This is a genomic window from Streptomyces milbemycinicus (assembly GCF_002154605.1).
Taxonomy (GTDB): domain Bacteria; phylum Actinomycetota; class Actinomycetes; order Streptomycetales; family Streptomycetaceae; genus Streptomyces; species Streptomyces milbemycinicus.
In genome coordinates, this window is sequence record NZ_MUNE01000258.1 from 1 (window position 1) to 5951 (window position 5951).

The following is a 5951-nucleotide window of genomic DNA, read 5'->3' on the forward strand; positions in this document are numbered from 1 at the left end:
GGCCACCTGCTCGAGGTCCCCGGCGCGCGCGACGGCTTGGGACCGCTCAAGGGTCTCGGCGATCCACGACATGGGCTCGGCGACCTGCTCGGGCAGCGCCGGCGCCAGTTCGGTCAGCAGTCCGACCAGCTCCGCGAGGTCGCCGGTGAGTTCCGGGTCGCCCGCCGATATCCGGCGGCCCACCTTGAAGGACTCCATGAACTGGGACAGCGTGCCGTCCCACCCGGTCACCATGGCGGGCGTCAGCATCAGCTGCGTCTGGTCGAGGGTGGCGAAGGTCTGGTCCCGTGGGCCGAGCGCCCCGGCGGCGCGGGCCGCGCGCAGCAGCCGCAGCCCTCGGNNCGATCGGCGTACAGGCCGCCGAGCCGGGCGCGTACGGTGCACAGCAGCGGGTCGGTGTCCGGGACGGCGGCGGCCAGCTCCGCTTCGAGCGCGTCCAGTTCGGACCGTACGCGGTCGGCTCGCGCCGGGTCGGGTGGTGCGAAGTCGGATGGCGCGGAGGCTGATGGCGCGGAGCCTGATGGCGCATCGGGGAGGCGGTTCGACGCGGTGCAGGCCAGGGCCTCGGCCGCGGCCCGTTCGGCCCTGTCGCGCAACGCCGCGACATCCTTCTCCTGCATGAGCCCGTCCCCCTTCGCCTCGCGAGGCTTCGTCCATCATCAGCCCATGGGCTCGGACGCAGGAGGGGATTGATCGGCTCTGCCGGAAACCGACCGGAAGACGGCCGCTAATCACCCGGAGTGCTTGTCACGCAGGACGTACAGGCCCGCGGCCGACGCGAGCACCACGACACCCGTGCCGACGCTGACGAGCATCTGCGTGACCCCGCTGAGCGTGATGCTGGTGAAGACGTTGGCGACGAGGGCGATGGCCAGCAGGGTCCAGAGCAGGGACTTCATGGTGAGTTCCTTCGGTGAGGGGTTCCGGTGAGCGGTTCCGGTGAGCTCGTGTGATCCACAATGCCGCCCAGAGCATGGGGTGTTCGAGGGAGCGCCCTCCCGAAGTCATGGTGTAGCGCGCTACACCAACGGCCGGGGTGCACGATCACCCGCGCCCCCGCGACCATTCACTTAGCCTGAGGCCATGCGCGAGACGGTGCACCAGGCGGGGCGGGCCACGGCCCAGTTGATGAAGGGGGCCGGGCTGGCCCTGGTGTCGTATCTCTACATCGCGTTGCTGCTGTTCACCGCCGTCGCGACGGCCATCGTGGTCGGCGCGGGGGTGCTGCCCGAGACGGTGCTGCTGCTGCGCAGGATGGCCGGGTTCAAGCGGCGGCAGGTGGGGGCCTGGTCGGGGAAGCCGGTCGCCGAGGCGTATGCGCCGCTCACCGGCGAGCTCTTCGAACGGGTGCGCGCGGCGACCCGGGACCCGAGCACCTACCGGGATCTGCGCTGGCTCTTCGCGCATTTCGGCTACGGCCTCGTCCTGGCCTACGTCTCGCTGATCGTGTGGTCCGTGGGGCTGTTCGTGGACGGGGTGTGGTGCGGGCTGCTCAAGCGCCCGGCCGTGGTACTGCCGCTGCTCTCGCGCCTCGCCGACCTCGACGCCTCCTGGTCGACCGTGCTGCTGACCCCCTCCCCCGAGGCCCGGCGCAGCGCCGAACTCGCCGAGCGCGTCGAGGAGTTGACCGTCACCCGCGCGGGCGCCGTCGCCGCGCACGGCGCGGAGCTGCGGCGCATCGAGCGCGATCTGCACGACGGCGCCCAGGCCCGGCTGGTGGCCCTGTCGATGCGGGTCGGGCTGGCCAAGCGGGCGTACGACAAGGACCCCGACGCGGCGCGCAAGCTCCTCGACGACGCGCAGAACCAGGCCGAGGAGGCCCTGACCGAGCTGCGCCATGTCGTCCGCGGCATCCACCCGCCGATCCTCACCGACCGCGGCCTCGTCGGCGCCGTGCGCGCGCTCGCGGCCAGCAGCGGGCTCGATGTGGCCGTGGACGCGGACGGGGTCGAGGGGGAGGATCTGCCGCGCGCCCCCGCCGCGGTCGAGGCCGCCGCGTACTTCGTGATCGCGGAGGCGCTGACCAACGCCGCGAAGCACAGCGGGTCCCAGCGCGCCCGGGTGGAGCTGATCCGTACGGCCGGGCGGCTGCGGATCGTGGTGCGCGACGAGGGCCAGGGCGGCGCCGAAACCCCGGCCGCGGCGCCCGGCGGAGGAATGGGCGGCAGCGGATTGCTCGGGATGCGGCGCCGGGCGGCGGCACTTGACGGGACGATGGAGGTGTCCAGCCCCGTCGGGGGGCCGACCGTGATCGAAGTGGAGCTGCCGTGCGCGTGGTGATCGCCGAGGACAACGCCCTGCTGAGGGAGGGGATGGTCCTGCTGCTGACCTCCGCAGGGCACGAGGTGGTCGCCGTCGCCGGCAGCGGCCCCGAGGTGCTGCCCGCCCTCCTCGAACACCGCCCGGACGTCGCCGTCCTCGATGTGCGCATGCCGCCAGGCTTCCGCGACGAGGGCCTGCGCGCGGCGCTCGCGGCGCGCAAGGAGATCCCCGATCTGCCGGTGCTGGTGCTGTCCCAGTACGTCGAGGAGACGTACGCCGCGGAGTTGCTGGGCGGCGGCGCGAGCGGGGTCGGCTATCTGCTGAAGGACCGGGTGGGCCGGGTCGACGAGTTCCTGGACGCCCTGGAGCGGGTCGCGGCGGGCGGCACGGCGCTGGACCCGGAGGTGGTCACGGAGCTGATGACCCGGCGCCGCGACGATCCCCTGGACTCCCTGACCCCGCGCGAACGCGAGGTGCTGCACCTGATGGCGGAGGGCCGCGACAACGCCACCATCGCGAAGACGCTGGTCGTCTCCGACCGCGCGGTCAGCAAGCACATCGGCAATGTCTTCGCGAAGCTGAGCCTGCCGCCGAGCGACAGCGGACACCGCCGGGTGCTGGCGGTGCTGGCGTACCTGAACAAGGGGTGACGGAGAAACCGGCCCCTCCCCCACCCCCCGGCAAAAAAACACTTGCTCTACATCAAGCACTTTTTTTACCAGGGGTGGGGGGGATGCCTCATCCGTCGGCCGGGCCCGCCCCCGGGTAGCGGCCCCGTAGCGCGGCGCGGGCCGGGGGCAGGGTGCCCGCGGCTGTGGTGACCGCGACCACGGCGACGATCACCAGCGCCTGGACCGGCAGCAGATAGGGCACCGTACGGGCCATCGCCACGCTGAACGCGAGCAGCGGCACCGACGCCACCACCGCGCCCACGGCCAGGCCGGTCAGCGCCGTGGCGCCCGCCTCGAGGCGCAGCATGCGGCGCAGTTGGCGGCGGCCGGCGCCGGCGAGGCGCAGCAGGCGGAGTTCGGGGCGGCGGCCGATGGTGATGAGCGAGAGGGTGCTGAGGACGGCGATCACCGTGTAGGCCCCGATCGCGGAGACCGCGGCGACCGTGACCACCTCGACCAGTTCCTGGTCCTCCGGCTCGACCTGGATCGGCGCGGGGTCGGGCTCTGTGCGGGCCCCGGGGACCGCCGCGGCCAGGGCTTTTGCGAGCGTCGGGCGGTCGGCGTCAGGTGCGGCCGTGACCAGGACCTGGCCCGGGCCGGGCATCGAGGCGTGGGCCAGCAGTTCATCGCGGGAGAGGAGGAAGTCGCCCAGCGCGAGGGAGCGTTCGTAGACCGCCACGACCCGCAGCTTCTTCTCCACGCCGTCCCCGAAGCGGAGCATCACCGTGGAGCCGGGGCGGGCGTCGAGGGAGCGTGCCCGGTCGCCGCCGACAGCAACGGTGCCGGGACGCAGAGCGCTCAGGGTGCCGTTCCGCAGCTTGGGGTCGAGGGTGTGCGGCAGGCCCTCCGGGGTGACGCCGAGGACCGGCAGCCGGTCGAGCCGGGGCTCACCGGTCTCCCGCCGGGCCAGCACCACCGTGCCGCGTACGACATCGGTGGCCGCCCGTACCCCGGGCACGTCCCGGATCCGCTCCACGGCGCCGCTCGGCAGGCCGCCGTCCGCGCGCACCGCGAAGTCGGCGCGCATCGCCTCGCGGGCCTGGCCCTGGCCGGCGTGGGTGAGGGTGGCGCCGCCCGAGAGCTGTACGGCGGTGAAGGCGGTGACCAGGATGATCGGGGTGAGGGCCGCGCCCAGGCGGGTGGCGGCGGCCGTGCAGTTGGCGGCGGCGAGGCGGCCGCCGGGCCCGCCGAAGCGGCGCAGCGGAGCGCCGAGGATCCGCATCGCGCCCGCGGCGATCCACGGCCCGAGCAGGGCGCACCCGATGACCATCGTCACCGCGGCCGCCCCGGCCGCCATCGCGGCGGCCTGGCCGGACTGCAGGACCGCCGTCCCCGCCGAGCTCGCCCCCAGGCCCAGCAGCACCAGCCCGGCGACCCGGCGCGGTGTGCCGGGAGCCGACTCGCGCAGCGCCTCCGCGGGGCGGAGCTTCGCGGCCCGGGCGCCGGCGATCCACGCCGCGGCGCGCGCGATCAGGACCGTGATCCCCGCGGTGACCAGGGGCGCGGGCCACAGCCAGGGCGGGAAGGGGAGTTCGAGGCCGGGCGGCAGCGCGCCGCGCGCGCCCAGCAGTCCGCGCAGCCCGGCGTACGCGGGAAGCGCGGCCACGGCGCCCAGCAGCGCCGCGCGGGCCGCGACCCGCCCCACCTCCCGGCCGACCGCGCCGCGCAGCTGCCGCGGCGTCGCGCCGACCGCGCGCAACAGCCCGATCTCGTGGGCGCGTTGCCGCAGCGCCTGTACGACCGTCGACGACACGACGAGCAGCGCGATGAGGACGACGGTGGCGGCCACGGACGCCAGCAGTTCCAGCATGCCCTTGCGGGCCGGCGCGGCGGCCAGGAACTCGGGGCCGCCGCGCCCGTCCGCGGTCTCCACCTGGACCTCGGCCGAGTCGCCGTCCGCGCGCCGCCCCACGCTGTGGATCTCCGCGGCGTCCAGCGCGTGCCGCACCCGGGAGGACAACTCGCCGGTCCCCACGCCGGATTCGGCGATCACCCCGATGGCGTCCAGGGTGTCCGGGTGCCCGGCCAGGCGCCGCGCCTCGGCCGCCTCGAAGTAGACCGCGGCGTCCGGCCCGTCGGCGACGCCGACGACGGTGTACGCCGCGTCGGCACCGGCCACGCGCAGCGTGACCCGCTCGCCGATACGTGCCCCGCCGCCCACCACGACCTCACCGGCTGCGCGCGGGGCGCGCCCGTCGCGCAGCTCGTACGGCGCGAGCCGGGCCGCGTCCCAGGCGCGACCGGTGACGGCCCGGCCCGCGCGCCCGACCTGGAACACGTCGTCGGCGACCGCCGCCCGTACACCGGGCACCTTCCGCACCACACCCAGCGCGCCCGCCGGCACCCGCACCCGCTCGGTGAGCCCGGCCCGCGCGGTCTCGGGGTCGCTGCCCCAGGGCTTGGCGGTGAAGCGGGTCTCCTGGTCGCCGGTGACGACGAGGTCGGCCGCCGCGTACCGCTCCACCCGGGCGTGCCCGAGCCCGGTTGAGGCGAGGGCGAGCACGAAGGAGCCGAGCAGCAGGGAGGTGAGGGCGAGCGCCGCGAACACGGCGGCCCACGCCTTGCGGTGCGTACGGGCGGCACGGGAGGCCAGCAGCTTGGTCACGTTCATGCCCTCTGCCCCTCCTCACGTATCGTCGCCCTGTCCCGCCCCAGGTCCCGCATCACGCGGCGCACTTCGTCGGCCCCGGGCCGGTCCAGCCGGCCGGCGGCCCGCCCCCGTGCCAGAAACAGGGCCTCGTCCGCCCAGGCGGCCGCGACCGGGTCGTGGGTGACCATCACCACCGTGTGGCCGTCGCGGTCGACGGCCTGCCGCAGCAGTGAGAGCACGCCGTGCGCGGTGGCCGGGTCGAGCGCGCCGGTGGGCTCGTCGGCGAAGACGATGTCGGGCTCGGTGACCAGCGCGCGGGCGATCGCCACCCGCTGGGCCTGCCCGCCCGACAGCTCCGTCGGCCGGTCCGCGCCCCGCTCGGCTAGCCCCACCGCCTCCAGCGCCCACGCCGCCCGCCCGTCGGACGG

General features: G+C 75.1%; 6 protein-coding genes. 2 read left to right on the plus strand and 4 right to left on the minus strand.

What is annotated here, in order from left to right:
* Positions 1 to 249 (minus strand): hypothetical protein (locus tag CCN51_RS56495; protein WP_211303239.1); only part of this gene is annotated, 249 nt, incomplete at its 3' end.
* A 482-nt stretch (positions 250 to 731) separates the two neighbouring features.
* Entirely contained in the window at positions 732 to 899 is a 168-nt protein-coding gene (locus tag CCN51_RS55925) for a hypothetical protein (protein WP_014177772.1), read from the minus strand.
* A gap of 184 nt (positions 900 to 1083) precedes the next feature.
* Here CCN51_RS55925 and CCN51_RS21170 point away from each other — a divergent pair, with 184 nt between their 5' ends.
* Entirely contained in the window at positions 1084 to 2280 is a 1197-nt protein-coding gene (locus CCN51_RS21170) for a sensor histidine kinase (protein WP_014177773.1), read from the plus strand.
* Positions 2268 to 2912: a response regulator transcription factor gene (locus CCN51_RS21175; RefSeq protein WP_014177774.1), complete on the plus strand. Its 645-nt coding sequence runs from the start codon at positions 2268 to 2270 to the stop codon at positions 2910 to 2912. Before CCN51_RS21170 ends, CCN51_RS21175 begins: the two co-directional genes overlap by 13 nt.
* An 88-nt stretch (positions 2913 to 3000) precedes the next feature.
* Here the strand turns inward: CCN51_RS21175 and CCN51_RS21180 are convergent, their stop codons facing one another.
* Both CCN51_RS21180 and CCN51_RS21185 read right to left on the minus strand, forming a co-directional pair.
* On the minus strand, positions 3001 to 5544 hold the full coding sequence (locus CCN51_RS21180; RefSeq protein ID WP_014177775.1) for an FtsX-like permease family protein: 2544 nt from the start codon (positions 5542 to 5544) through the stop codon (positions 3001 to 3003).
* On the minus strand, positions 5541 to 5951 hold a 411-nt coding region (locus tag CCN51_RS21185; RefSeq protein ID WP_143675863.1), incomplete at its 5' end, for an ATP-binding cassette domain-containing protein. The genes CCN51_RS21180 and CCN51_RS21185, both read right to left, overlap by 4 nt.

What these genes read in the sequence shown, in the direction of transcription:
- CCN51_RS55925 (WP_014177772.1), bottom strand. Translation starts at nt 899, where the DNA reads ATGAAGTCCCTGCTCTGGACCCTGCTGGCCATCGCCCTCGTCGCCAAC.
- CCN51_RS21170 (WP_014177773.1), top strand. Translation starts at nt 1,084, where the DNA reads ATGCGCGAGACGGTGCACCAGGCGGGGCGGGCCACGGCCCAGTTGATG.
- CCN51_RS21180 (WP_014177775.1), bottom strand. Translation starts at nt 5,544, where the DNA reads ATGAACGTGACCAAGCTGCTGGCCTCCCGTGCCGCCCGTACGCACCGC.